At 54.2% G+C, this 26,868-nt stretch carries 16 protein-coding genes; 1 reads left to right on the plus strand and 15 read right to left on the minus strand.

The genetic code is table 11. From position 1 onward, the window contains the following. Positions 1-13: 13 nt before the first annotated feature. The 6 genes from R3I13_RS01495 to R3I13_RS01520 form a co-directional block, all read right to left on the minus strand. Complete coding sequence (locus tag R3I13_RS01495; RefSeq protein ID WP_346316140.1) at positions 14-1,546, minus strand: PKD-like family lipoprotein; 1,533 nt, start codon at positions 1,544-1,546, stop codon at positions 14-16. An 18-nt stretch (positions 1,547-1,564) separates the two neighbouring features. Further along, positions 1,565-2,335 carry a DUF4843 domain-containing protein gene (locus R3I13_RS01500; RefSeq protein WP_346316141.1) on the minus strand — a complete coding sequence of 257 codons (771 nt, stop codon included), beginning with the start codon at positions 2,333-2,335 and terminating at the stop codon, positions 1,565-1,567. Between the two features lie 15 nt (positions 2,336-2,350). Then, the gene (locus R3I13_RS01505; protein ID WP_346316142.1) at positions 2,351-3,805 is read right to left on the minus strand and encodes a RagB/SusD family nutrient uptake outer membrane protein; all 1,455 of its coding nucleotides are present in this window, start codon (positions 3,803-3,805) and stop codon (positions 2,351-2,353) included. Between the two features lie 19 nt (positions 3,806-3,824). Continuing rightward, complete coding sequence (locus R3I13_RS01510; protein WP_346316143.1) at positions 3,825-7,139, minus strand: SusC/RagA family TonB-linked outer membrane protein; 3,315 nt, start codon at positions 7,137-7,139, stop codon at positions 3,825-3,827. Between the two features lie 175 nt (positions 7,140-7,314). Further along, positions 7,315-8,463 (minus strand): FecR domain-containing protein, encoded by a 1,149-nt coding sequence (locus tag R3I13_RS01515; RefSeq protein WP_346316144.1) that lies wholly within the window; start codon positions 8,461-8,463, stop codon positions 7,315-7,317. A 61-nt stretch (positions 8,464-8,524) separates the two neighbouring features. Continuing rightward, complete coding sequence (locus R3I13_RS01520) at positions 8,525-9,106, minus strand: sigma-70 family RNA polymerase sigma factor (RefSeq protein WP_346316145.1); 582 nt, start codon at positions 9,104-9,106, stop codon at positions 8,525-8,527. A 237-nt stretch (positions 9,107-9,343) separates the two neighbouring features. On the opposite strand from R3I13_RS01520, the gene R3I13_RS01525 reads away from it, so the two are divergent. Further along, positions 9,344-10,522 (plus strand): prolyl oligopeptidase family serine peptidase, encoded by a 1,179-nt coding sequence (locus R3I13_RS01525; protein ID WP_346316146.1) that lies wholly within the window; start codon positions 9,344-9,346, stop codon positions 10,520-10,522. 25 nt (positions 10,523-10,547) lie between these two features. Here R3I13_RS01525 and R3I13_RS01530 read toward each other — a convergent pair whose 3' ends face one another. From R3I13_RS01530 to R3I13_RS01570, 9 genes are all read right to left on the minus strand, one after another. Next, complete coding sequence (locus tag R3I13_RS01530; protein ID WP_346316147.1) at positions 10,548-10,991, minus strand: hypothetical protein; 444 nt, start codon at positions 10,989-10,991, stop codon at positions 10,548-10,550. Positions 10,992-11,247: 256 nt separating this feature from the next. Then, entirely contained in the window at positions 11,248-14,151 is a 2,904-nt protein-coding gene (locus tag R3I13_RS01535; protein WP_346316148.1) for a discoidin domain-containing protein, read from the minus strand. Continuing rightward, on the minus strand, positions 14,151-15,554 hold the full coding sequence (locus R3I13_RS01540; RefSeq protein WP_346316149.1) for a DUF5005 domain-containing protein: 1,404 nt from the start codon (positions 15,552-15,554) through the stop codon (positions 14,151-14,153). The genes R3I13_RS01535 and R3I13_RS01540 overlap by 1 nt, the downstream gene beginning before the upstream one ends. A gap of 6 nt (positions 15,555-15,560) precedes the next feature. After that, complete coding sequence (locus tag R3I13_RS01545) at positions 15,561-18,623, minus strand: TonB-dependent receptor (RefSeq protein WP_346316150.1); 3,063 nt, start codon at positions 18,621-18,623, stop codon at positions 15,561-15,563. A 33-nt stretch (positions 18,624-18,656) separates the two neighbouring features. Next, positions 18,657-20,366: a RagB/SusD family nutrient uptake outer membrane protein gene (locus tag R3I13_RS01550; protein WP_346316151.1), complete on the minus strand. Its 1,710-nt coding sequence runs from the start codon at positions 20,364-20,366 to the stop codon at positions 18,657-18,659. A 22-nt stretch (positions 20,367-20,388) separates the two neighbouring features. Next, positions 20,389-23,469 carry a SusC/RagA family TonB-linked outer membrane protein gene (locus R3I13_RS01555; protein WP_346316152.1) on the minus strand — a complete coding sequence of 1,027 codons (3,081 nt, stop codon included), beginning with the start codon at positions 23,467-23,469 and terminating at the stop codon, positions 20,389-20,391. Positions 23,470-23,496: 27 nt separating this feature from the next. Next, a complete protein-coding gene (locus R3I13_RS01560) occupies positions 23,497-24,459 on the minus strand; it encodes a DUF4961 domain-containing protein (protein WP_346316153.1) in 963 nt (320 codons plus the stop codon). A gap of 19 nt (positions 24,460-24,478) precedes the next feature. Continuing rightward, positions 24,479-24,910, minus strand: a complete 432-nt coding sequence (locus R3I13_RS01565) for a DUF5004 domain-containing protein (RefSeq protein ID WP_346316154.1) — start codon at positions 24,908-24,910, stop codon at positions 24,479-24,481. 11 nt (positions 24,911-24,921) lie between these two features. After that, positions 24,922-26,625, minus strand: coding sequence for a RagB/SusD family nutrient uptake outer membrane protein (locus R3I13_RS01570; protein WP_346316155.1), 1,704 nt, complete (start codon positions 26,623-26,625; stop codon positions 24,922-24,924). Positions 26,626-26,868: the final 243 nt, after the last annotated feature.

The raw sequence follows: 26,868 nt of genomic DNA on the forward strand, positions 1-26,868 counted from the left end.
GAGATAAAGTTGGTTAATAACTGTTTGGATAAGTCGTATTGCCCATCGGCGGCGCCAGGTAGATCACGTCTCCCACGCTACCCTGCCCTTCCATCGTGAAAGCAGGACTGGCGGCCAGGTTGCCGGATGTTTTCGGGAATGCGCGCACTTTGTACTGACTGTTGACGGTAGTGCCTATCAGTATGTAATTGTAATAAAACGGCTGCTCCGCAGTTGTATTGCCGGCATACTTACGGTGACGTATAAACGTAATATTCTCACCCGCAGGCACGGTAAACTGCAATTGCTCCGCGCCATTGCTCAGGTTCCTGGACCATACCTCTCCGCCTGCCGAAAAATACAGGATGTTCTCATCGGCCACGATCATCCCAAAACGTTCGGCCTGGTTCAGCTTATCCGTGGCTGCCAGCGTATCGTTCTCCATTTTCAGCGAGAAATTGGAAGGCGTGATGATGGACAGTATCTTCAGCGCAGGGTCCGTCTTATCGCGGAAGAGCGCCACGCCGGCATATGGGTTGGTGGATTTGATACCCATGAACAGCAGCTCTTTATTATTGCTGTTGGCAGGCATTTCCGTGCCGGGCGCATCTGTAACGGCGGACAATACTGACCCTGTACCGGTGGCGGAAACAAAGGAAGAGCTAAGCTCGTCGAAGAAGAATGGATTATAGAACGAGTACGCCAGGAAATACTTTGAAAGGCTGTAGGGGCTGTTGTTGTCGTCGCGCAGCTGCTTGCCGCCGAACAGGCCCACGTTGGCAGACATAGAATAGATGCTGTGCAGGTGCCCGCCGTTCACGAAATAATTGGCCTGCGAAGCTTCGCTGATGCTGCCGGGCTTTTTCACGGAAGGCGTTTCATAGAACAAGCCGCTGAGGCCATGTATTTCCTTGAAGGTATTGATGTTCACCACGCTGGCATCTTTCCCGGAGAGGATGAAAAGCGCCCTGGTATTGGCCAGCGTGCCGGTAACATTCGATTTGTAATTGGTATAGAAACCGAAAAGGCTTGCTTCGCCATCCAGCTTCCTGTTGTTTACCATCGAAAATACATTCTCCGTTTTTGACGCAGGAACAATGCCGGAAGGCGTTAAGAAAAGATCCACATCTGTTTTGGCGCCATCATCTTTCATCACGTACCAGCCGCGGGTGAACTGGGTGATCACGTTTACGCCGGCGGTCACGATCCTGCTGACGCCGGTATGCACGTTCTTCGCGCCGAACACGAGTACCCAGCCTTTGGCCGGCTGCGTTACCAGGTAATCCAGCGCCTTGGTACGCCCGATGGTATCCACTTTGGGCGCGGAGCCCTGTACATTGGTTTCGTAAATGCCCCACCAGTAAGTGAATTCCGCCTTGGGATCGCTGGAGCTTACCTGCGGGTCGATCGTGATCCTGTCTACCAGCGAAACTTTATCGTAAGTGCCTGCAATACCGGTAATGGTGATCTCTTCCGGCACATCGTAGGTATAATTGCCATGGTCCTTGTAGCAGGAGCTGATCAGCAGCATGCAGCAGGCGGCCAGGCTTTGATATATCAATTTCATGAAAGGTCGTTTTGAAGATTAAGGGAATACGACAGTTTCGCCTGTTTCATCCGTCAGCGGCTCGCCGGGATGGGCGTTGTTGTAATCGGTGAGCAGGGTACGCAGTTTCAGCCGCCAGAAAGTGAGCAGCGCATAATCCGTATTCACAAACACCAGGAACTCCTGGTCCCACTTCTCGCCTGTTTGTTCAATCATGAAGGAATGTTTCACGCGGCTGTACTTGCCCCAGTAATATTGCGTGGCAGAAGCGTTCCACGCGGCGGGCTGGCTGAGCATGTCGGTAAATTCCACCCTTCTCCACAGCTTTCTCACTTCTCCCGGCTGGAAGTGCTCATTGGCCTTCACCTGTATCTGCAGCTTCACGCTTTTGTTTTTCAGGGAAGGGTCGCGCAGCAGCACGATGGGCACGGAATCGTGCACCTTGCCTGCTTTTATCACATACACGTCTTTCAGGGAAGGGTCTGAAAATGCTTTGTAATGCACGCCCGGCACAGCATTCTCCTCTCCTTCCAGGTTTACCTGCTCAATGGTGAAGGGCCTGTCTTTACCGCTCACGCCGCCGATGGCATAGATGTCGAAGTACACGGTATCTTCGGTGGTGGCGGCCGGTTCGTAGTAAAAAGTATAAGGCTTCACGGTATCTGCCATATCGAAAGACGCCGAGTAGATGCGGTCTGCAGCCGGCCCGAACTGCAACCGGGCGGTATCGTTGTAGAGGTAGTACTGGTCTTTTTTGCAACCAGCCAGCAAAGCGGCCAGCATGGCTGCGGTCAATATATGATGCTTCATTCTTTACGCTTTTTGTTATTGAACAAATTCACTTAAAGGCAGCGGCACCACGTAGTTGATGGTGGCTGCGGAAGGCGCCCAGAGGAAACTGGCCTTGGGAGCGTTGATGCGTTTATAGGCGAAGAACGACTGGCCTTCGGCGAAGAATTCCTTGCGGTATTCTTTCACCAGCTCACGTTGCAACTGCACCGGGTCTGCGGGCAACGGCGCATTGGAAATATTGCGCGCGGTGCGGAAGGCGTCCCAATACTGCTGGCCTTCTCCTGCCGGGGCTGTTTCCGCGGCAACGAGGTACATTTCGCTGACGCGCAGCATCGGTACCTGGAAAGGCGCTATCTGCGCGCTTTCCGTGGAAGCGATATATTTCTTCATGATGTAGCACTTGGAGCCGTTGGCCAGCGTGATCAGCGACCAGAGGTTGGTTTCGCGGATATCCGTACCGGTATTGCCGTACAGCTGGTTGTTCACGGTGGTAACGGCGCTGCCTTTCTTCAGGTTGCCGGACAGGAACTGCGCTTCATACTTCGCGGCCAGCTGGAAGTCGTACAGCCCGAACACATGTTCCATGGAAAGGTTCAGGTTGCCGCCGGACATATCGCTGAGCAGGCCAAGGCGAAACTTGGCATTGCCATCCGGGTTCTTTGCGTCTATCACTTCTTTGGCGCAGGCGTAAGCGGAAGCGTTGTCCTGGAACCAGAGATAGGCGCGGGCCTGCAATGCTTTCACGGCATAGTAGTTCATCCGCAGGAAACGCCAGGCGGAATAATTGTTGTCTGGCCGGAAAGGAGAACTGCTGCCGCCGGGATTGGAAAGGTCTGCCTGGGAATATTTGGTGAACGGATCAACCTCTTTCAGCAAAGCAGCAGCTTCAGTGAGATCGTTCAGCAGCTCGGCCTGGTATTGATCATAGGCCAGGTGCTGGTTCGGATCTTTGGAGATCTTTTTCACATACGGCAGCACGGTGCCGCCGGGTATGTTGCCAGGTACCGGCCCGAAAAGCCGCAGCAGGTCCAGGTGGCAATATGCGCGCAGCGCGAGGCATTCGCCTTTCATCATTTCGTATGAGCCGGGGGAAAGGAACACGTCCCTTTTGGCGTCCACTTCGGCGAGGATGGCGTTGATGCTGGAAATGATCTTGTATTCCTGCCCGTATATGCCGGAGAGCGCACCCTGCACGCCTTCATCGGAATAGTTGAACAGGCCCAGGCGCTGCTCGGTGGTGTTGCTGGTCACATCCCAGGAAGAGGTGAGCCTTTCGATCGTGCCGAAGGTCATATGCTGGCCGTAGGCGGAGGCAGATTTCATCTGGATGTACACGCCGGTGAGCGCGTCCTGGAAGCCGCTCTCAGTGGTAAAAAGCACGTCTGCGGGCATCTGCGTTTTAGGCTGAACGGTCAGCCATTTTTTGCAGGATGTAGTGCACAGCACCATGCCCAGCAGCCCCGCGATAATATATTTACTCGATGTCATTGGAATACTGGTTTGCTGGTTAGAACATAGCGTTTACGGTCAGGGACATCTGGCGGGAGAAAGGATAGTTGGTACCCCTTTCGCGCCGTACGGTAGACAGGTAAAAAAGATCGGCCATGTTTGCCGAGAAAGACAATGCCTGCATCTTCAGCTTTTTCGCGAATGCGCTGCGCACGTCGTACTGGAAGTTGGCGTTTTGCATGGTGAGCGTTTTTTCATCCTGCACAAAACGCGAGGTGCGGTTGGTGCGGGCCGTTACCAGCAATCCTTTGAAAGCCGCATTGTCTCCCGGTTTCTGCCAGCGGTTGTCGTACACGCGGGAATCCACGTTGTAAGCGTAATCCGCGTTCTCCACTTTATTGATCAGCGTCTGGTTGTAGAGCTGGCCGCCGAAGCGGTAACCGAAGGACAGGTTCATGGAAAAGTTCTTATACCGCAGCATGGTGCTGAAGTTGCCGAAGTAAGCCGGTTCGCTGATGCCGCTGGCGCGCAGGTCCAGGGAGTTCCAGGTGTAGGTGGGCTGGCCGTTCCGGTCCAGGTACATTTCCTTGCCTGTACTGGGATCTATGCCCAGTGAAGGCACCACCCAGATGGTGTTGGAAGAATATCCCTCTTTGTACAGGAAGCCGGGCACCGCGCCTGCAGCGTTCTCCGTACTTTTCTGCGCGGCCTTGAGCGCGTCGGATATTTCCACGATCCTGTTCACGTTATGCACCAATGCACCGCTGACGCTCCAGGCAAGCCCTTTCTGCATATTGCGCACGATGAATGCGGTGGCCTTCACCTCTATCCCGCGGTTCTCCAGTTTCCCGATATTCTCGATATAGCTGGAGAAGCCGTTGGATGCAGGAAGGTCTACAGAGGATATAAGTCCGTTGGTGGTTTCAATATAATAATCCGCCACAAGGCTCAGCCGGCGGTTGAAAAGGTCCGCTTCCAGCCCGATGTTGTAGTTCATTTTCTGTTGCCATTTCAGGAATTCGTTGCCCAGGCCCAGCAGGTAGGCGCCCGTCCAGTTGAAGTAGCGGTCGTCTGTAAAGTAGCGGTAGGTAGACAAAGCCTGGTAGGCGTTGAAGTTCTGCGAACCGGTAACGCCCGTGGAGCCGCGCAGCTTCAGCCGGTTGATGAACGCCAGGTCTTTGAACATGGATTCTTTATGCAGGTTCCAGCCGAGGCCGGCAGACCAGAAAGGCGCAAAACGGTTGAGCCTTCCGAACTGTGAAGCGCCGTCTGAGCGGAGGGAGAGGTCCATGAAATAGCGTTCATCGTAGGTATAGTTCACGCTGCCGGTAACGCCTACAGACCGGGAGAGGCTTTCGGAGCCGCCCGGTTTGCCGCCTTCTGCGTATTGCAGGGCCATGGAAATAAAGTCGAAGTTAGGATTGGTAAAGCCTTCCGCGAGGAAGCTGTAACCGGAGGTCCTGGTCTGCCGGATGTTATAGTCCAGCCCGGCAAACAGTGCGTGGGCGCCGAACTGGCGGGTATAGCTGAGGTTGGCGCTGGCGTCGTAGCGGAAGCCTTTGTTCACGCCGTATTGGTAGGAGCCCCTTCGGAGGATGTTTTCGGTGGAAGCAAACGCGGTATGGTCCGCGGGCCGGAAATAATCCGAATCGGAGTTCATCTTCGTAAGGCCGAGCCTTGCCCTGAAAAGCAGGTCAGGATGCAGGCGCCATTCTACGGAAAGATTGTTGGTAATGTCTGTGGTCTTATATTCCTGGAAGGTATTCAGTGTAGCATCATACAAAGGATTGGTAGGCAGCGGGCTCCAGCGGCCTGTGTAGATATTGGAACCGGGATAACCCAGCTGTTTCCTTACGCGTCCTTTTTCGTCGTAAGGCGCCCAATAAGGGTTCATCTTCACGTAATCGGAAAATGAGCCGTAGGGCGATTCCGCGCTTTCGCCCAGGCCGATGAGCAGGCTGTTGGTGAAGCGGATGTTGCGGTAATAATAGCTGAGGTTGATGGTACCGTTGAAAGTACGGCGGGCAGAGCCTTTCATGACGCCCTGTATATCGTTTACCTGCGCGGAAATGGAATAACGGAATGCGTTATCGCCGCCTTCCATGCGCACGTTGTGCCGCTGGCCGATGCCGGTGCGCACGGGTTTGGAAAGCCAGTCGGTTTCCACGCCGCGGTTCACTTCGCTCAGCAGGTAGTTGTAATACTGCTTCAGCACCACATCGTTTTCCGCGCGGGCATTGTCGTACAGGCCGACCTTATATTCCAGTTCCAGCTTTTCACGGGCGTTCAGCACATCGTAAGCAGTGAGGTCCGGCATTTCGATGTTCACATCGCCGCGGTAAGACAGGCGCAGCTTCCCCGGCTGCGGCGCCCTGGTTTTGATCACGATCACGCCGTTGGCGCCGCGGGAGCCGTAGATGGCCGTGGCAGACGCGTCTTTCAGCATGGTGATGGATTCTACTTCGTTCTGGTTGATGTCCAGCAGTTTTTGCAGGGAAGACTCAAACCCGTCCAGCACCACCAGCGGGGTGTTCATGCCCACGCGCGTTTCATCCTGCAGCTCGTTCACATTGGGCAGGCTGGAGTTGCCGCGGATCTGTATTTCCGGCAGGCGGTTGGGATTGGAGCCGAAAGTGTTGCTCTCCACGATGTTGAAGGATGGATCGATGTTGCGGAGGGAAGTGATCAGGTTGCGGTTGCCGAACTGAGCCAGCTGCTCGGCGGTAACGGTGGTTACGGCGCCGGTAAAACTTTCTTTTTTCCGGTTAAAAATACCGGTTGTCACCACCACTTCGCCGATCTGCTGCAGCGACCTGGCCAGCATTACATTTAGTGTACCCGGCCCCGTTACCCTTACTTCCCGGGAAGCATAACCCTGGCAACTGACCTGCAGTACGGCGGGAAAATCTTTCACCTCCAGCTTAAATGCACCATCCGGCGAAGACACAGCGCCGGTGGTGGTACCTTTCACGCGTACCGTCGCAAAGGCAATGCCCTTGCCGGATTCATCGCGCACGGCGCCGGAAATTTCCTGTAAGATCTGTTCCCCGGGCGTGGTGGTCACGATCTTTTCATTGATCACCACCATTTTGTTGACAATGCGGTAAGTGAGCGGCTGGTTGCGCAGCACCATGTTCATCACTTCAGGCAGGGTAGCGTTGGTTACCTGCACATCCTGCGGGGCCGATCTTCTTAAGATCCGTTCGTCCCACATAAATGACATACCTGTCTGCGATTCCAGTTTCCCGAAAATTTCCTTCAGGGAAGCGCGTTTCAGGTTAAGCGTGATCTTTTGCGCGGAAGCTGCGCTGGCATAGAGACTTACAACAAGAAAAAGAGCAGCGGCGATTTTCGTACGCCGTAACGGTCTCAACAATAATCCGGCAGGGACATAAAAATGCCGGACCAAAAACGCAATTAATTGCATACATTTGGCTGGTTTTGGTTGATAAATAAAACAGAACCTGTATTTGGTTTATTAGCCCGACCTTATAGCCGCTCCGTGAGTCAGACGGGGCGGTTTTCTTTTTTGGGCCGGGCCAATGTTTTTATGGTTGTACGATCAGTTTGCCGTTTTCCAGTCTGCAATTCACCCCATAAATATTCAATGCCTCGATTATATCTGTCAGGCTTACATTTCTCCCGATAGTGCCGCCAAAGGTGCGGTCGGGCAATGTGCCTCTCATGTCTACTTCTATATCATACCATCTCGATACCTGCCGGAACAATGCCGGCAGGTCTGTACCGCTCATGATGAACAGGCCGTTCTTCCACGCGACCGCATCTTCCGCGTAAGCGCTATGTTCCACGGAGAGGCCGTTGTTGCTGCCGATGCTTGCCTGTTCGCCGGGCTGCAGCACCTGTTGTTTGTTCACTCTTATGCTGCCGCGCAGGAGCGTTGTTTTTACCATTGGCTCGTCTGCATAGGCGTTGATGTTGAACGCTGTGCCCAGTACTTCCACTATGCCTTTTTCGCTGAAGTGCACGGAGAAAGGTTTAGCTGCGTCCGCCGCAACTTCAAAATAAGCTTCTCCCGTGATCCGCACCTCGCGTGTATTACCGGTGAAAACCACTGGGTATTGCAGGGATGATGCGGCGTTCAGCCACACCTTTGTGCCATCGGGCAATACGATGCGGAACTGCCGGCCTCTGGGCGTAGAGATGGTGTTGTATGCTGTGGCTGCTGCCGCGGTTTCTTCCGGGTCGTACACTACCTGCCCGTTATCCAGCACTACATTGGTGCCGGACTGGCTGGCCACCACGCCATTGTGCATGCTGTCCAGCAATACGGTGGAGCCGTCTGCCAGCGTGAGCACTGCGCCTTGTTTGCCGGGTGTTCCAGTGTTCTTCGCCTGCGAATAAGCGGGGGCAGTGCTGCCCCGCTGTTCCGTAAGCCGGTAAACGCTGCCTGCAAGCACGAGCAGGCCGATAGCCGCGGCCCAGCCCCAGTAATGCATCCGCCGCAGGGGCGCTGTGCGGGGCCGGTCGGTCTCGGTCACCTTGTCCAGCAAAGGCCGGAGCGCGGGATCAAACGCCAGGTCCATATCAGGCTGCCCGGTGAGCTCTATGAATATTTCCGCAAGGGCCTCCCGTTGCCCGGGATCCCCGAGAAGGGCATAGAATTCCTGCTGGCCTGCCTCATCCAGTTTGTTGTCAAGAAAATCCTGCGCAAGGTGATGTAATCGGGTATTTTCCATGCTGTTCATAGTATAAGATCATGGCAAGCGGGGTTTTGTCATCATCCCATGAAAAAAAATTTTAGCGGTGCAATAAAAGCAACAGCGTAAGCAGCCCGGAAGCAGTGAGCCGTTCCCTGATAGCCGCCAGGGCCGCGCTGAGCGCGTTACGCACGTAGCCGTGAGACAGCTGCAGCTCTTCGGCGATCTCGCGGGTGGTCTTTCCTTCTACGCGGTTCAGGCGGTAAATGATCTTCCGTTGCTGGGGAAGGGATTCGATGGCTTCATGTACCAGGTGACGGATCTCTTTCAGTTCAAGGGTGCTGGTATTATCGAAAGAGCTTTGTCTTAACTGGAAGGCTTCCAGCCGTTTATCATCGGCCGCATGGCGTTGCAGTGACAGCAGGCTTTGGTTGACGGTGACCTTGCGGAGCCAGGCGCCCAGGTTCTCTACTTTGCCCAGCTTATCGCGGTGCAGCCAAACCTTGATGAATACCTCCTGCACTACTTCCTGGCGGGCATATTCGTTCTTCACGATCTTCATGGCAATAGCGGCCAGCGGCGTGGCCCATGTAAAGAACAACGCAGCAAAGGCCTGCTCATCGCCTTCGGCGATGCGTACAAGCAGAGCAGATTCATCAGTATGTAGCGATTCAGACGGCACTTATCAATTAGTTCCTGGTTTAATATGTCTCAAATACGGATGTGGCAGGATAGAACAGGAACGGAAAGTTCTTCGATTACTTTTGGCATTGCCGTGGATGAGAACGGCAAATTTTGAGGGCAAAGGTAAAAAGTTAAATGAAATTTAGGCGAAACGGGAAAAAATCGTTGGTGAAGCACCTTGACAAGCTGTCGATAAACAATTATTTTAGTGTTGATCCATGCAAAAAACTCCCGTATGAAAATCATCCCGTTCATCCTCGCCCTGCTATGCTGCATCACCGCGCAGGCGCAGCAGTACGACGAATCCAAAGTTCCTGCCTACACGCTGCCGGACCCGCTGCTGACGCTCAGCGGACAACGGGTAAAAAATGTGCGCACCTGGGAGAAAGTGCGGCGGCCGGAAGTGCTCCGTTTGTTTGAAGACAATATCTATGGGCAGATGCCGCATGATTTCGACAGCATCCGCTTTACCACCCTGCGGGAAGAGCCGCGGGCCATGGAGGGGAAGGCTTTGCTGAAAGAAACCCGGATCAGCGTATACCGCGCAGGACAATCCGTTTCCATCCACCTCACCCTGTTCATTCCTAACAACGTTCCCCGGCCCGTGCCGGTGTTCCTGCTGATCAACAACCGCGGGAAAAATATTACTGATCCCGACCGGAAAGAAAAAAGCCCGTTCTGGCCCGCGGAAGTGGTGATTGACAGCGGTTATGCCATTGCTGCGTTCCACGTCAGCGATCTTGCGCCCGACAATAAGGATACATTTGTGAACGGCGTATTGCAATTGTACCCCGGGCAGTTGCAGGCTGCCAACGGCATGAAAGCCATTGGCGCCTGGGCATGGGGTGCGGCCAGGGTAATGGATTATTTTGAAAAGGAGCCTTTGGTGAATGCTTCAAAGGTGGCGCTGACAGGTCATTCCCGCGGAGGGAAAACTTCGCTCTGGGCGGCGGCGCAGGATCAGCGGTTTGCCATCTGCATTACCAACTGCTCCGGGAACAGCGGCGCTGCCCTGGCGCGGCGGCAATTCGGCGAACGGGTGAGCCGGATCAATACCACCTTCCCGCATTGGTTCAATGATAATTATAAAAAATACAACGACCGGGAAAACGACCTCCCGGTAGACCAGCATATGCTTATTGCGCTAATAGCGCCCCGGCCCGTTTACGCAACGAACGCCACGAAAGACCTCTGGGCAGACCCGACCGGCACTTTCCTCGCCTTAAAAAATGCGGAAAAAGTGTACGCGCTATATGGTCTCAAGTCCAATCTCCCTTCTACTCCGCCTGCCACCAACGCAGCCGTGGCAACCTCCATCCTGGGCTATCACAACCGCGAAGGGGAACACGACATGACGCTGTTCGACTGGACACATTTTATCCAATTTGCAAACATTCATTTCAGGAAGCGGTGACCGGATGTTATAACGGGCGTTAGAGTTAACAGTCGTGGTAACGGTAATTGGTGTCATCGAAGTATTGCTTGTGTTTGTCAAGCACTTCTTTGGACACCTGTTTCTTTTTGAGAACGACCTTCCGCTGGGTTACGCCATCAGGGTGGATCCATATGCCGGAGAAGCCATCGTTTTCTTTGCGGAGGATCATAACGCCGGTGACCCGTTCTTCCAGCATCACATACTGGCCGGCATCGTTATAGTCGATCTTCAGCCAGAGCCAGCTATCGTTTCCCGGAACCTTATCATATTTATAGATACCCTCGTATACCAGCCTTGGCTCACAGTGATGCTCTTCCGCATGCAGGTACAGGGTGATCGCGATCTTTCCGTCGATAGTACCGGCGAATAGCTGGGGTTCGGCTTTCTGCGCGGAGGCGTTAACAGGCAGCAGGAAGAAGTTAATGGCGATAAGGATGAATGCTTTCATGGGTTTAATCCGTTTATGCGAATTTGCAACAATATTTTCTTATTGCAACCGGGTAATCCATATTCATCTGCTGCTGCAATTTATCCGCAAGGATCTGCCAGGGATACCGCCTGGCATAAAAACATCGGAAGATGGTTTTGGCTGGATGGGTGCAAAAAACGATCCCCGTCAGGTTTGTGATGTCAAGGTGAGGAAAAAGAAAAGACCCGCTGTGACGAGCCTTTTCCGGGTAAGATCTATTTTAAATTTGGTCGGGTCACCTGTTATAGGGTGTCACCAGTAATTTATACTTCCCGCCCTTTAATAATTTTTCTTCGAAAACGATCTCCAGCCGCCTGCTCTCCCCTTTCAGCAGCGTAAAATAATTATCATTCATCACCACCGGCAACACGCGTTCACCATTATCGGCCCTTACCAGCTGCACATGCACCGCAAATGCCGGGGCCTTCAATGAGTTTGTGACAGTCGCACTGATGTAAGAACTATCGCCACGGGTCAGCAGCGCGGAAGATACTTTCAACCGCGCGGGCGGGAGTTTGGACAATGCCGTGTAATCCGCCATGCGGCTGCTTCTCCAGTAGAAGTTCTCAGATTGCAGCCTGCCGTCCCCATCTTTCAGCAGCAGGCGGATAAACTGCACGTCAGATAAAGCGGTGTTCTTTTTACCATACACTTCAAAATCATACAGCGAATATCCCCACTCTGTAGCCCGCTTGCGGCCCAGCATACGTACGTAACGGGCTTTCACCGGTTTGAAGGAAATGGTCTCAAGGCCGCCTTTAGCAGTATCAATAACGTATACGTCTGCCCACGACTGCGCATCACCGGAAACCTGGAGACTGTAAGCGCGTGCATAAGCGGTTTCCCAATGCAGCACCACGCTGCTGATCTCCTGGCTGGCGCCAAGGTCCACGTACACCCATTCATGGTCCGCATACCGGCTGCTCCAGCGCGACCCGGTGCTGCCATCCGCCACTGCGCCGGCCTCGCCGCCTTCAGGGGAAAACGAGGACGCCACGGCTTGCTTTTTAAATGCGAGATTATCGATGTTGAAATTCAGGTCGAAACAGGAAGCAGCGGTATTGGAAGCCGCGTCTACCGTGAATTTCCGGCCGAATGCCTTTGCAGGTGTGCCGTCCATATTATACACGATGGCTTCGGCCTGCAGCTGGCGGTGGTCCTGCGAAGTAGTGTTGATCACTTTCACGGAGTTATCAGCGGCGCTCCATTGTATGTGTAGCGGCTCGCAGGCTTTTTTAACGCCCCAGTACGCGCCGGTGAGATCGTAATAATAGTCGTACGTCTGCCACACCAGGCTGGGATACGCGCTCTGGCTCATCCAGGTCATGATGCCGGATGCATCGTTCCACATATGGTGCAGCCAGCCTTCATACATGGCCTTGTTGGTTTCGATGTTCACCAGCTGGGCTTTGCGGCAGTAGTCCTCAATTCCTGTGGCAGTGCCGTAACTTTTATTGATGGCGTCATCATACCGGTCCGGCCCTGCGTTGGCCGCGGAGGGACCGAAGAAATGGAGGTCCCACATCTTGTTGCGCGGCCACCAGCTGGTATCGGGCATGAATTTTTTAAAGCTTTCAAAGGAAGTGAAAACGGCAGTGCCGATCTCCGTACGCAGGCCCCAGCCGGGCGTTCCGCCGAACCCGCCGGGGTATTTTGTGAAATACCAGGCAGGCATAAAGTTCGTCCAGGGACCGCTGCCGGTCAAACCGTCGGAATGCGAGTTGGGTTGGTACAGGCGGTCGTTGCCATCGAAGGCCGCTATGTTCTCCCGCAGCCAGCCGTTCAGCGGCGGCAGGGGATAGCCTTCATTATCACCGCACCACACGGCAATGCTGGGGTGATTGCGCAGGCGTTTGATCTTTTCCACCGCGTTCCTGTTGAAGGCAAAAACATCCCTGGGCAGGTTGGGATGCGAATTCAGCCAGAAGTCGTCCCATACCAGGATGCCGTATTTATCGCAAGCGGCGTAGAATTCTTCGTCCGTGGTGCTGCCGATCCAGTTGCGGATCATGTTAAAGTTCATTTCCTTATGCAGCTTCACTTTGGTATCGTACTCCCCTCCGCGGCAGCGCAGCATGTATTCAGACATGCCCCAGTTGCCGCCTTTAATGAAAATGCGCCTGCCGTTGATATGAATATGCAATACGCCGCCGAGCGTATCGTAGCTGTATTGCTTTACGCCGAAGGTGATCTTTTTTTCGTCGGATATATTTTCGTTGACGGTGAATTTCAGATCGCAGGTATACAGCGGCTGACCGCCGTATCCATTGGGCCACCAGAGCTGCGGGCGCTCAATTTCAGGCAGGAACGAGACCTGTTCGGTTTGCCCGGCGGGTATCTTTACCTTCTTCGAAAAACTGACCCCTCCCGGCTGGATCACGCCGGATACGGTCCCTTCCTGCGTTTCAGCGGAGTGGTTATCCAGCTCCATGCTGATGCTGAGCCTCGCGCGAGAGGTATCCGGCAAGGCCGTGCGCACCCAGGGATCGGTAATGGTTACCTGCCCGGAGCTGCTGAGGAACACATCGTCTGTGATCCCCATGTTGAGGCCGGGCACATAAGGCATCCAATCCCAGCTGGCGCTGGAAATATAGGTAGGACTTGAATAATTCACGATCGGCGTACCGGGCCAGCTGACCAGCAAGGCCAGCACATTGGATTTACCTTCCTGCAAAATACCCGTCACATCAAACTTCCCACGGTCCATAAAACCATCCAGTTGCCCAAGGCGGCGGCCGTTCAGGAACACTTCGGCCTTCCGGTTCACACCTTCAAAATTGAGCCATCGCTTCTCCCCGCTTTTCCCGGCGGAAGCCTCAAAAACAACCCTGTACCAGAAATCCCTGTCGTATTTTGTTTTATCAACCTTATAAATATTATCCCCGAAATTGGGATCCTTCTCCAGCCCCGCTTCCACAAACGATCCGAACACGGTTCCGGGCACAACGGCTTTCACCCAATCGTTGTCGTTGTAGCCCGCTGCATGCAAACCGGTACCAGGCAATACTTCAGCCGCAGCCTTTACCTTCCAGCGCACCTTTGCATCACTGTTTAAACTGACTGTCTTGTCCTGTGCCTTTGCTGCCATGGCTGTGAACAGCAACAGGCTCAATAATCTTTTTCCTTTCTTAATGAACATTATTTCCAATTGAATACGCGAACGAAATATGGCCTGTACCGGTCTGCACTGCCGGGTTTATTGAAATTGGTATTAAAGTCTACGGGATTGATGTTATAAGAGATCACCAATTCTCCTTCCCTGCTCAGCGCGTGATGCACGAATGCATTGTAGCTGATGAAATCGCCGGTGTATTTTTCAGGAATGCGGTACAGCGTGCGCTTATTGGTCCAGGGGCCAACGGGCGTACTGGATTCGTAGATGTAGATATCCAGGCCGAAGATGATCTGCTGCGATACGAGGTAATATTTGCCGTCCTTATAAAATACATTCGGCTGGGAAATATCGTTGCAAACATTGAATTTCTCCGGCGTGGCGCTCCAGCCGTTCTGCCCGTAATATTCCCAATTGCCTGTAAGATCGTGCCCCGCGGCACGTGCCACGTACATGAAAGAAGTGAGGAAACCGTTTTCGGTGCTGTACATGTAAGTATACCCATCAGGCGCTTTCATGCTGCCGGCGCTGTAGTTGCTGTTCAGGTCTTTATCTTTTATAAGCTGGCTGAGCTGCATGGAAGGCAGGTCGAATATTGCGAGGTCGGTGCTTACGTGCATAAAATCCCAGGTGCCTCCCCCGGTTTTCCTGACGTGACTGAGCAGCATCTGGAATTTCCCGTTATGCACCTGCCCGGTCCCGGGCCAGTACCAATCCTGGTCTTCGGGCGCATTGCCGTATTTTATCCAGGTCTGGCTTTGGTTGCCGGTACCGGGGTTGAGTGGTATGAAACTTTGTAAGGAAGTATCCAGCTGCAAATGTGCCGCGTTGCGTAGCATCACGTTGTTGGTGCGGTTGCGGTCTGCGCTCACCTGCCCAAAAAAGCTGTCCTGGAACGACCATACGATGCGGCCGTCCGGCAGCAGCACGGAATAACATCCGTCGCCGCCGTTCCAGTCCTGGTAGCGGGTGAGGTATTCGTTGTAATCCAGGTCGCTGTAAACGGTCACGCGCGGATCCCATCTGCCATTGCTTTGCAGCAGTTCCAGCCGGGGGCCGGCAGGCTGTTCGTCTTTCTTCAGGATGCGCACGTACCAATATTTTGCGATGCCTGCTTCGGAGGTCACCCGGTAGGCATAACGGTTGCCGTTGGAAGCAAAATCCACTTTCACTCCTTTCGCCGGCAATACGGAAGCGCCCTTGGAAACGGTTACCAGCGGGCTCACCGCGCTCAGGTCCGGGTCGTTTTCCACCCATACGGTGATGGTGGCCGAGTCTGCACCGTTCACGATCTCCGCTTCACCGGCCTGCCCTTCAGGCAGCCTGAATGAAAGGATCGCGCGTTCCTGGCTTTTGTAGCCGTCCAGCGGGTTTTTCATGCAGGAGGTCAATATACCGCCGGCTATCAGCAGCATTATCATTTTGTTCATGTTAGTTTATTTAAAACCGATCTGGATCCCAAGGTTCACCACCCGCTGGTTGATGTAGGCGTCGCCCGCGGTGTTGCTGGATACTTCAGGGTCCTGCTGGTATTTATCGTAATTGGTCCAGGTGAAAAGATTGTATGCGCTGAGGTAAAGCCTTGCGTTGTTGATCCGCTTCGGCAGCCAGCGGCTGGGTACCTGGTAGCCCAGGTCCACGGTTTTCAGGCGCACATACCGCGCGTCTATCAGCCAGAAATCGGACATGTAAGTGCGGGCGCTGTTCACGGTGGTCGGGTTGCTGGTGAGGCGCGGGAACTGTGCATTCGCGGCGTTCTCAGGCGTCCATCTTTCCTGGTGGATGGGCTGGAACTGGCTCTGGAAGGTTTCGATACCGGTGCCCACCACGCTGAAGCTGTAACCGAAGGAACCCTGGAACAGCAGGTTCACGCTGAATCCCTTATAATTCGCGCCCAGCGTAAGACCCAATACGGTGCTGGCCAGGTTCGGCTTGCCGATCGGCCCCTGGTCGTTGTTGTCGATCACGCCGTCGCCGTTGACGTCTTTGTATTTGAGATCGCCGGCCTGTATGGGATATTCGGTGAGCGGCGTAGCAGGCTTGTCATGTGCATTGGCCTGTATCTTCGCGATATCGTCGGGCGTGTAATAACCGATGAAAGTATAACCGAATGGCTGATCGATGGGCAGGCCGGTTTCACGCAGCCAGGGAAATGCAGGTTGCGCTTCGTCTTTGAACAGGACTTTGTTCTTGAAATACTGGAACACCAGGCTGGTATTGAAGTTCACACTGCGAATATTGCCGCGGTAGTTGATCTGCCCGTCGAAGCCGGTGTTGCTGGTTTTGGCCACGTTGGTAGGACTGAAGCCCACGCCCAGCATATTCGGCACAGAGCCTTTCCGCACCAGCTGGTCGTAACGGATGTCGTGGAAATAATCTATGGTAAACGACAGCTTGTCTTTGAAAAGGTTCACATCTATCCCCACGTCCGCTTTCTTCGCCTTTTCCCAGGTCACATCCAGGTTGCCCAGCTCGCCTTCGTAGATGGAACCGGTCTGTGTATGATTTTCCCCGAAGGAATAACCGCCGCCGGTGAAGTATTCCTGGCGGAACAGGTAACGGTTGCCGGAAGTAACATCGGAGCCAACCACGCCGTATGAACCGCGGAGCTTCAGCAGGCTCACGAATGTAACATGATCCTTGAAGAACGGCTCCTGCGAAATGCTCCAGCCAACGCCCACTGCGGGAAAGAAGCCGTTCCTTTTCTTCGCCTGGAAACGGTCTGACCCATTATAAGCGCCGTTGAAATCCAGCAGGTATTTCTGCTTGTAGTTATAGCCTACTTTAAAAGAGAAACCCCTGAAGTTCGCCGGGATGTCTGATTTGAAAGAAAAACTCTGCCGGTTGTAAAGCGCCAGCGCATTAAATGCATGCGCGCCGAAAGCCCGGTCGTAGCTGAGGAACGCCTGTGTGTTCACGTTGCGGCTGTAAAGATCGGTATTGCCGGTCACGCGGTATTTCTGCAGGCGGTAATTGCCACGCGGGTCCAGCGTATACGAGCCGTCGGCGGGATTGTAATAGAAAGAAGGAGGCTCCGCTTCGCGGAAAAGGTTCCTGGAATATTGTTCAATTCCCGCATAAGCCACGCGGCCGGTGAGGGAAAGGCCTTTGGTGAGGAAGTCCAGCTGCTGGGTGGCGCCGAAGAGCACGTTGAAGTCCGTTCTTTTGCTGCGGCTGTAACCGCCATTGGCCAGCCTTGCGTTGAGCGTGGGCAGCGCGTCTTTGGTATCGGCGGCGAAGGCATAGCTGCCGTTCGGGTTCATGAGCGGGGCGGAATATGGGTGGATCTTTTCAAAGTTATATACTTCAGATACCACGTTGGCCGAGCGCGGCTGGTTGATGTCGCCGAAGCGGGTAGTGAGGTCCAGCCGGAGCGTCAGCGTTTTGGTGGCGCGCATGTCAAGGTTGGAACGGAAATTATACCTGCGGAAAAAATAGTTGGTGTTCACTTCGTTCCTCGGGTCTGAAAAGTCGCGCACCAGGCCGTTCTGCGTGAGGAAGCCGCCGGAAACAAAATACTTTACAGCTTCTGTTCCACCGGAAATATCTACGTTGGTATTGGCCTGGTAAGCGTGTTTTTTGAATACGGCCTCATACCAGTTGATATTCGGATGCCCGTAGGGATCGTTACCGTTGCGGAACAGCTCCAGGTCTTCATTGGTAAACTTCAGCGGCAGCCCGTCATTTTTATAGGCTTCGTTCACGAGCAAAGCCGTGTTATAGGAATCCAGGAACTTCGGCGTTCTTACCGGGGACTGCTGCCCTGTTTCCACGCGCAGGTTCACCTGCGGGCGGCCGCTTTTACCGCGGCGGGTAGTTACCACCAGTACGCCGTTGGCGCCTTTGATGCCGTATATCGCGGTGGTGGACGCATCTTTCAGGATGGAAATGCTTTCGATCTCGTTCACATTGATCTGCTGCAGCTGGTCGTAGGAATATTCGATATCGTCTACGATGATGAGCGGTTTATTGCCATCCGCATTCAGCGAGCTGACACCGCGGATGAAAAAATCGGAAGCATCCCTTCCCGGCTGGCCGGAACGCTGCTGCGATACGAAGCCCGGAAGTTTTCCCATCAGCGCGTTCTGCACGTTGGCGGTAGGCACATTCCTGATCTCGGCCCCGGTAATAGCGCTCACCGCGCCGGTGTTCGTAATACGTTTGGCGGCGTTGAAACCAACGATCACCACTTCATCGAGGCCCTGGGTGGAGGGCTGCAGCACTACGTCTATAGAAGAGCGGCCGGCTACGTCTATTTCCTGCGCGGTAAACCCGATCAGTTTTACGATCACTGTATGGGAAGTGCCTTTCAGCGTGAGCTTGAAGCGGCCGTCAGGATCCGCGATCACGCCGTTGGTGGGCACGCCTTTCTCCGAAATGGCTGCCCCGGGCAGCACACCGTTCTGGTCTTTTACAGTGCCGCTGATGGTCTTTTGCTGGGCTGCCGCGGTGAATGGCATCGCGGCGGTGAGCAGGAGGAACAGTATAATATTTTTCATCTTCTTAGTTATGATTCATGAAAGGAATAGGGCTCACCAGCCCGGGTTCTGGCGCATGTTGTCGTTCTTCACCACTTCATCGTAGGGGATGGGATGGAAATACATTTTCGGCGCGATGAATACGGGCTTGAAAACCTCTACCACGTTATAGTTGAAGTCCGGCCCTTCTTTGATGATGCTCATGCCGTGCAATGCTTTTCCATACACCTGCTGCGCGATCTTCCAGCGGCGGATGTCCCAGAAGCGGTGCTCTTCAAAGGCCAGCTCTATCCTTCTTTCATTGCGTATCACCTGTCGCATTTCTTCCGGCGTCATGCCGTCTTTAAGGCCATACATCCCGTCTGCCCCTGCCGCAATCCCCGCGCGGGCACGCAGGTCTTTCAGCACCTGGTATACTTCGCCGGTAGGACCGCTGTATTCATTCTCCGCTTCGGCGAAGTTGAGCAGCACTTCGGTGTACCGCAGGATGATCCAGTCGTGGCTGGTGTTGGCGTACTGGCTGGCATTTTCGAAGTTGCCCATGAATTTGCGCATGTAATACGATGTTTTTGAACCGGGCTCTGAACCGGTGCCGGGCTTGTTCTGCCCGCCGTCGAACATCTGCAGGTCCGCGCCCAGCCAGCGTGAGCCGTTGTACATGATACTCATGCCCAAACGCGGGTCGCGGTTGGCATAGGGATTATTGGAATTGTAGCCGGATGCAGGATCGGTGATAGGTAAACCGGTATTCATGGGAAACGCGTCTACCAGCTCCTGCGTGGGATTGGTGCGGCCGCGCGCCACGATAGCGAAACCAACAGGCCCGTTGGTCTTCTCGATCTCAGTGTTATTCCCTCCCTGGCGGAAGAAGAGTATCTCACTGTTATTTTGTGTAATAAATATGTCTTTGAAATTGGGCAACAGTGAAAATTTATTTTCGCTGATCAGTTCGCGCGCCGCGTCTGCCGCCAGTTTCCAGCGCTCTTTGTCGTAGCTCGTATAACCGGTAAGCGGGTTATTCGCGGCGATATTCTGGCCATTGAACAAGGGACTCGCAGCGTACAACAACACACGGGCTTTCAAAGCCTGGGCGGCTCCTCTCGTGGCCCGGTGGCTGTTCAGCTCCGGGGCCGCAATGGGATTGGGCCGCAGGCTGTCTTTGATGGCTTCGCATTCGCTTACGATATAGTTCACACATTCTGCAAACGAGCTCCGGGCCACCTGCACATCGTCTCCCAGTTCCCGCACTTTATCGCCCATCAGCGGCACGCCGCCGTAACGTTTCAGCAATTCAAAATAAAAAAGCGCCCTGATAAACCGTGCCTCAGCCTTCCAGGCATAACGCACGGAGCGGCCGTTGGGCAGCTTTTCCTTCACCGGCGACACATCTATGTTCGACACAAAAATGCCGGCAGACCGGATGGCCGCGTAAGCATCGTTCCAGGGCGATTCCCCGGGTATTGGCGAATACGAAGTATAAGCGCCGGTAGCCAGCTGCAATACGCCGGAAGTGCCCACCAGCCCGGAAATGGCGTCATCGGAGGCTGCGTCCAGCAGGTCGCCGCCCACGCGGTTGTAGCCGCCGGGAAGCTTGGAATAAATAGTGTTCAGGAATTTGTTGGCATAAGTGCCCAGCGAATCGTCTTTATCGAATACATATTCTATGGTGACCTTTTCGAGCGGTATCTCTTCGTAATCCTTGTTGCAGGCCGCCAGGGCAGCAAGGCAGCCGGCCAGGAATATCATTATGCGGAATTGCTTCATCGTACTTTATTTAAATGGCTGACTAGAATTTAACATTGATGCCGGTGTTCAGCACACGTTGTATGGGATACGCCCCCACTCCCACTTCGGGATCCACAAAGTCGTAGGCTGCATGTGTGAACAGGTTTTGCGCATTGGCAAACACCTTGATGCTGCCTACTTTGACGCGGCTCGTCCAGCGGTAGGGCAGGTTGTAGGCGATGCTCAGGTTCTTCAGCCGGAAGTAGCTGCCGTCGCGCATCCAGAAGGAAGAAGAGGCTTTGTTGTAGCTGTGGTTCGCGTCTGCGGTCAACCGGGGATAAGTGGCTGTGGCAGCGGTTTCGGGCGTCCAGCGGCCGGTGATCTGCTCGTAGGCCTGGCCGTAGGTGAAGTTGTTGAACTGGAACCCCATTTCCGTGGCGAAGTTGGCCACATAATTCACACGGTTGGCCACACCCTGCAACAACGCGCTCGCTTCGATCCCTTTCCAGGAAAAACCGATAGTGGCGCCGTAATAAATACGCGGTTTATAAGTGCCGATAGGCGCTTCGTCGAACTGGTTGATCTCGCCATCGCCATTCAGGTCTTTATACCGTATATCTCCCGGCACCGGCTTGTAACCGGCAATGGTGGCGCTTCCCGTGGCTTCTTCGGCGGACTGGAAAAACCCGTCGGCAATATACCCGAAACGCATGCCCACCGGCTGCCCGGTTCTTTTGTTCCACTCATATTCGCGGCGCTGCTCGTCCATATAAATGGCCTTGCTTTGCTCGATATTGCCGTTGGCGGTAATGAAATAATTGAAAGCATTCACGCGCCCCTGGTAGGTAACGGTCAGCTCCCCGCCCTGGTAAAGGTTGACACCGATATTCTCCGGCGGGTAGCTCGCGCCGGACAGCGCGATGCTCTTGCCTCTTATCTGCAGCAGGTTCTCATAGCGGTCGTGGTAATAATCTCCCGTGATCTGCACGCGGTTGTTGAACAGGGAAACATCGATCCCTACATCCAGCTTCTTCGCGGTTTCCCAGGAAATATTCACATTGGCCAGGCCATTTTCCTGGAAGCCGCTCGCGGGCGAACGGGCGGAGCCCTGCTCGTAGATGCCGCCGCCAACGCCGTTATTCTCGCTAAAATCCTGTCGCCAGATGTAATACCCTGAATTATCAACCCCGCTGCCGGTGTGGGCATATGTGCCTCTCAGCTTCAGCTGGTTCAGCCAGCTTGTAGTGCTTTTGAGGAAATTTTCCTGCGCCAGGTCCCAGCCAAGGCCGCCGGCGAAAAAGGTGCCGTACTGCTTGCTGGGGATATAGCGGTTGTAGCCGCTCCGGTTCACCGCGCCTTCGATAAAATATTTATCGGCGTAACTATAAGATACTTTACCGGAGAGATTAGTGGCTTTGCCCGGCAGGTCATAGTTAAAGATCGTCTGCCGCCTGTCCGCCAGCACCACGGCATTCAGGCCATGGCGGCCAAACTGCCTTTCGTAGTTGATGGATACCTGCCCGAAGAAATACTGCGCGTTGAAAACAGACATGAAATTGTTGCGCTGGGCAATGGATTCGCCGTATTTATTGTATATGGTATCACCCTGCGTTACGGCCATCCGGTACACCAGCTCCTGCTTGCTGCGGTCTATGGCGTTGGCGGATTGTATAGACAGGTTGCCTTTTCCTTTTACGGACAGTCCCGGCAGCCAGTCGCCCAGGTCGTAACGGAGGTCTACATTCGCCATCACATCTTTGCTGTTGTCCTGGATGTAGCCGCTGTTGAGGGTTTTAGACAGCAGGTTGGTGGTTAGGTTATTGGTGCCGCCCCAGCTGCCGTTAGGGTTGTAGATGGGATAAGCGCCATTAGGCGTTGCCAGCAAGGTTGAAAGAATGTTGCCGGTGCCTGCTCCTGGCTGTGTTCCTTCCTGCAGGCGGCCGAAGATCTGCATGCCCACGTTCAGGTTGTCTGTCACATCGATGCTCACGTCTGTATTGATCAGGTAACGTTTCAGGCCGGCATTGGTGTTGTAACTGGCCCCGGGTGCGGTTTTGAACATGCCCTGCTGGTCGGTGTAGTTCAGTGAAACGGAATAACGGGCAACGTTGCCGCCGCCGTTGACGTTCAGGTTGTATCGGGATAAAAAGGCATTGTCCCTTAAAATGGCGTCGTACCAGTTTACATCCGGGTGGGTGTATGGATTGGAATGATCGCGGAAAGCGAGGAAGTCTGCTTCTTTATAGAACGGTTCCTTGCCGTCGTTTTGCAGGGCTTCGTTCAACAGGTAAGCATATTGCCAGGAAGGCAAAGGCTTCGGCAGGTTGATGGATTGCTGCACGCCGGTTTGCGCGGTGACCGATACCCGGGGTTTGCCTGCACGGGCTCGTTTGGTGGTCACCAGTAATATGCCGCGCGAGCTGCGCTGGCCGAGCATAATGGCAGACAGCCCGTCTTTCAGCACTGAAATGGATTCTATGTTTTCCGGGTCGATGGAAAATAGGTCCCGCTGCACGCCGTCCACTATCGTTACGGGCGTTTGCCCGCGCAGCGACAGCCCGATCTCTGTATTGTCGCTCGGCTCCTGCGCGCCGGGCCTTGGAATGTTGCCTACAAAAATGTCTATATCAAAGTTATCGCCGGTAGCGGGGTTGCGGAAACCGCTTGCCTGCTGCGTGTACAGGCCCGCCAGGCGCCCGGGCAGCGCATAAGCGTAGAGCGTAGCCGGGGTGGTGGACAGTTGATTGGTATACACTGTGGACACAGCGCCTACAAGACTTTTCTGCGACGCTTCACCATACAGCACGGGAATGCGCTGAGGCGAAGGGATGTACAGTTCTTCCAGGCGCAAAGCTACCGGTTTTGCATCCCGTACTTTATGCTCGATGGTGTAATAGCCTGGATATTGAATGATAAGTGTGTTATTCACGGCGGCCTTTACGGTAAACCTTCCCGCTGCATCACTGCTCGTACTGTCTGTAGTGCCTTTCACGAAAATAGCAGCCCCCGAAACAGGCTGGCCGTAGTTATCCGCCAGCAGGCCGGTTACCGTGCCCGGCTGCTGCGCCTGCACGCTGCCGCAAAATGCGAGCATACAACAGGCAAGGACTGAAATATATTGTTTGAAGTAGCTGTAAGCCATTGTATCAGTTTTATCGAACGATGGTGGTTATTGGCATTTAAATGTGTACACGAAAGGATTCGCCGTATTGCTGTATCCCACTTTGACCGTGCCGGTGGCATCCGTGAAGAAATATTCGATCTTCTCCAGCGTCTGCCCGTCCTGCATGTTGAAATAGGCGCGCGGCCAGAATGTGATGGCTGATTTATTGCCGGTGTATTTTTTCAGTTTCGTGGCGTCGGTTTGCGCACATACGTCCAGCACCTGCCCGGTGGTGGTGTAACCTTTGGCGCAGAGGTAAATGCTGCCCACGCCGTTCAGCGCTGTCTGCACCACGTCCGGGTCGAAGCTCAGCGTCAGGAAATCGTTGTCTGTGGCCAAACCTGGCGTAACGGCGGCAATTGCGGGATTGCAGAAGTCGATCAGGTCGCCCTGGCCGTCGGTAATGCTGAAGCAGTCTTTGAACTGGCATTTGTATACGTTATTGGAACCGAACACATCGCTGAGGCCTTCACTGCTGGTGCCCAGGAAATAACCGGTCTTGAACTGCATGTTCTCCGGCCCGGCTTTCAGCACGATCTTCACATCGATGTTCTCTTTTACGCCCTGCGGAACGTTGTAGGCCTGCTCCGTCCAGAACACGACCCATTCCAGCTGGTCCGTCATATAATTGCCGCCCATGCCAAAACGCTCTTTCAGCGCTTCCGGCCAGTTCTTCCCGTTGGCGGCGATCACGTTCGAAGGCACCAGCACCATTTTGCCGTTGCCGTAGGAATTCGTGGTATAGGTGATGTTGGAATTTGCGGCGGCAGCCCAGCTTTTCGGCGCCAGGAAACCGATGATCAACCGCACGTTGCTGCGCCCGCCATCGGCCACATCAATGCGGTTGCGCATGGTGATGATCATTTCTTCCCCGGCTTTGGCAGTTGTCGGCTGGTCTACCCCTTCGAGGAACACGCAGCTCGCCAGCAGCAACAGGATCAGGCAAACGCCGTATAAATGTTTTTTCATGTCTTGTGTTTGTGTTGGATCAGGGATTTACTCTTTCAAGCGTATACAGGTAAGTGTTGGCGGTGCAGCCGGGACTGAATGAAAAATTCATGTTGCGTTTCCCGTTCACCACCGGGTAGGTAAAAGTGCTGCTCACCGCGGTTCCGCCGGTTTGACTGAAAGTGATGCGGAACGGGAACTTCGGATCATCCATCGCATAGCTGCCGTTTTTGCTGACGATGAAGGGCAACGGGTTTTCGATGGTGTATTGCTGGTTGGCGTTGAAATGTATCCTGAATTGCGTGAAATCGGCCAGTGCCGTGATGTCTATCCCATTGCGCATGGCTTTGGTGATACGCCATTCGCCGGCGATGTCTTTCGGCTGCTCGGGTACGAGTATTTCTTTTCGTTTGCAGGAGGTGATGGCCAGGGAAAGCGCCATCAGCAAACATATCGGGAGTGTGAATTTCATGTTGTAATTATTTACCAGGAAGGATTTTGTTTCAAGTCGGGCGACTTCGCGGTTTCACCCTGCGGGATGGCCCACAGGTACATGGCTTTCCGGAAATTGTGCTTGCGTACGGGAAAGACGGTATAGGTAACCGTGCTGCCATTGCGCCTGATCTCCATACCGGTCATTTGTTTGTTCTCCGTTTGTTCGGCGATCTTCCATCTTCTCACATCCCAGAAGCGGTGGCCTTCGAAAGCCAGCTCCACCCGCCTTTCGGCACGGATGGCCTCGCGCATCTGGTCTTTGGTAAGCCCGGCGGCAAGCTGGTAGGGCTGCAGGCCGGCACGCTTGCGTACCAGCTCCACGGCGTTGTATACTTCCTGCGTGGGACCGGCGTATTCATTGGAAGCCTCCGCAAAATTGAGCAGCACTTCCGCGTAGCGCATCAGCGGGAAGCAGCGGTTGCTGCCGTGGATGAAGTTGGCCGCGATGTTCTCATCCAGCATTTTATTCGTGTAATAACCGGTGGGCGTGCCCGCGTGCACCGCATCCTGGCTCACACCTTTGCCGTCGGGCCCGAGGTAGATGTTTACCGGTTCTTTCAGGCCGGTGTTCTGTATCAGCGGCATCTGGTCGCGGATCACTGAGTAGGCCAGCCGCGGATCGCGGTTCCTGTAAGGATCACTGGCATTATAACCGGAAGCGGGATCGGTAATTGGAAGGCCGTTAGCCATGCTGAAAGCATCCACAAATTCCTGGTAGGGAAAGCCGCCCTGCGCGCCATTGCGCGACGGCGGCTGCCAGGCGGATTCCAGCTCGCGGTTGCCGCCCTGCATTTTGGCAAGGATGTATTCCGGGTTTACGCGGAGCGTGAATAATTTGTAAAAGCCATAACCCGGCGCGGTGGTATTGTCTTCGTTGAGTGAATACGCCGCTTTGTTCATAACCGCCAAAGCAGCATCTGCCGCCAGTTTCCAGCGTTCAGGCACTGCGTCCGGGTAGCCGGTGACATTGTTGCCCGGCTCTATGCCGCCGCCATTGAAGAGCGGGCTGGCGGCAAACAGCAGCACTCTCGCCTTCAGCGCCAGGGCAGCCCCGCCACTGGCCCGGCCATAGTCTTCCCGTATGCGCACCAGCGGCAGCGACCCGGCTACTGCATCACATTCGGAAACGATGTAGTCTACGCATTCCTTGTAGGTATTGCGTACGGAAGGTATTTTATCGCCGACGTCGTACACCGCGTCGCCCAGCAATGGTATGCCGCCGTAGTGTTTCAGCAAAGCGGCATAATACCATGCCCGCAGGAACCGCGCTTCCGCCGCCATCACATTCCGGATATGCGGCGGGATGGGCGCCCCGGGCAAATGTTTCAACAGCTGGTTCACCCTGCGGATATTGGTGTAAGGCAGGTTCCAGGCGTCGCTGCTGATAATCGTCGGGTTGACGGTGCCGGTCGCGAATTGGATAGATGTAGTGACGGTGGCGGATTTCTGTGGCTCTGCCTCGTCGCAGGACGCATCCAGGCCTCCGTTGCCGAAGCGGGTGGCGCTTTCAGCAAAACCGATGTCGATGTAAATGTTGGTAAGGAAAGCTACCGTGCGGGCGCTATCCGTAAATACTGTCTGCTCGTTCAGGTTGGTGGTTTCGGTCTGGTCCAGGAAATTCTTTTTTCCGCAGGAAGACAGGATAAACATTCCCAGGCACAGGCATGCAGGAGCAGCGAACGTGAATTTCATTGTCATAACGTTAATACGTGGAAGCGTTCAGCTTTCGGTGATAAAATTTGCTACAGCGCATTACGGGACCGGCTCGTAAAGTTTCCTTGTACGAAACCCGGCCCGTAACGCAGTATTCTTTTTTTGAACCAGTTACTATTGTCCTACCAGTAATGACACCTTAAGAAAGCGGTACCGCCATTGAGGGTGGAAATTTTTAAAAGAAAATTTACATTGACCCCATAAGGCCAGCGTAGCACCGGT

Source organism: Chitinophaga sp. YIM B06452 (assembly GCF_039655965.1).
Taxonomy (GTDB): Bacteria; Bacteroidota; Bacteroidia; order Chitinophagales; family Chitinophagaceae; genus Chitinophaga.